Source organism: Paenibacillus sp. 01T422 (assembly GCF_056398785.1).
The window spans coordinates 1-1,774 of record NZ_JBFTQB010001115.1 but is presented as its reverse complement, the minus strand read 5'-3'; the positions used below and the strand labels follow the sequence as shown (position 1 = coordinate 1,774).

Genomic DNA, 1,774 nt, shown 5'->3' with positions numbered 1-1,774 from the left:
CCAGCTGCTCTATGCGTAGAGTCTCTTTTAAAATATAGTCATTAACACTCAACTTTACCGCCCTCTGAGCAAATTGAAAATCTTCATGACAAGACAAAATGATAGTTTTTAATCCAGGATTGATTTTTCTAGCCTCTTCAATTACATCTAATCCATTCATGATCGGCATACCGATATCGGTAATTAGAATATCAGGCGGAAGAATTTTGCAAGCATGAACCGCTTCTTCTCCATCCGAACAAGCTTCAATAAGCTCCAATCCGAGTTCTTGCCAAGGGATTTTTGCCCTCAAGTAGTCAATAACAGGCATATGATCGTCAGCGATAATAACCTTATACATGTTATTTATTCTCCATTTTTATCATTGGGAAGATCATTACAATCTGGGTACCAAGATTATTCTCGCTTTGTATCGTCATCTGAAACTGCTCCCCATAAATTAACTTTAGACGTTCATACACATTAGTTAGCCCTATACCTGAAATATGTTTAGTACCATTATCAGCTGATTCTTCAATAATTTGTCTTTTGTTCAGAATTAATCGTTCCTGTAAGTCACTCAATGTTATAGCATCCATACCAAGCCCATTATCCTTAACCGAAATCAGTAAGTTTTCTTCAACTTTGTCCGCATTTATCGTAATACATCCGCTTTTACCAGTAAAACCATGCTTATAAGCATTTTCAATGATTGGCTGCAGAATAAATCTTGGCACAGATTCCGGAAGCAATTCGGGATTAACATGAATGCGAGAAACGACTGGATGCCGCATAGTAAAGTTCATCAATACCATATACTGCTTGGCCATCTCAACCTCAACAAGCAAAGACACAAATTCCTGCTTCGTGGCAATGCTAGAACGTAATAAAGTTGACAAAGATCCGACTAGTTCGGCGTTCTCTTCATCATCTTTCAATAGCAGTTTTAAACGAATGGAGCTTAATACATTGAACAAAAAATGAGGGTGAATTTGCGCATGCAGCATCTCGATCTCGGCTTGCCGCTTAAGCTCTTGTTCAAGTTTGACTTGTGTGAGCATCTGGAGTAAACGGTCAAGCATATGATCAAAAGCGTGACCCAGACGTCCAACTTCATCCCCTCCTCTTATGTTAGATCTCACTTCTATATCCCCACCTTCAACCTTAAGCGCAACTTCACCAAGTACTTGAATTGGTTTTGTAAATTTACGTAGCAAGTAGGCGAGTAGGAGGATGAATACAACTACAAAAAGCACTTGTAAAATCAAACCACATCGAGTTATGTTAGTTAATTTATCGGTTAATTGTTCGTACGGAGTAAGGCTGACCAAAGTCCAACCTGCGTGACGAAGTGGTGTCGACGCATAGAGGTGTGCTTTCCCGCCTAAGCGAATAATCTCAGGAGATTTTACGACACCTTCCTGAATTAAGTTTAGGAAGTTATCCCCAATGTATTTCTTATCTCTGTGAGACAGTATATGGTTGCTCGTATCCAGCAGGAAAATTTCCTCAGAAAATTTGTCGAAAATAGTACTGAACGTATTCTCCATACGGCTTACGATCAAATAGGCAAATGGTTTCCCAGAGTTATCCATCAGCACTCGAGCTGTCATGATTACGTAGGCATTCTCTTCTACCCTGGACTTCAAATAATTCGGTTGAACGCCTAAAAAAAGCGTGTCCAATGCAGACAATCTGGCGATATCATCAAACCAAGCTTCTTTTTTAAAATTTGAGGGATCAAACTCATAATAGGAATAACTAGAGAATAATTGCCCGTCCATAGTTAGCAGGG

At 39.3% G+C, this 1,774-nt stretch carries 2 protein-coding genes; both read right to left on the bottom strand.

From position 1 onward, the window contains the following. A partial coding sequence (locus tag AC1DUA_RS36215; protein ID WP_477504333.1) for a response regulator occupies window positions 1–340 on the bottom strand: 340 nt, incomplete at its 3' end. A 1-nt stretch (window position 341) separates the two neighbouring features. Further along, window positions 342–1,774, bottom strand: a 1,433-nt coding sequence (locus tag AC1DUA_RS36210) for a sensor histidine kinase (protein WP_477504332.1), incomplete at its 5' end; no start/stop codon positions are given.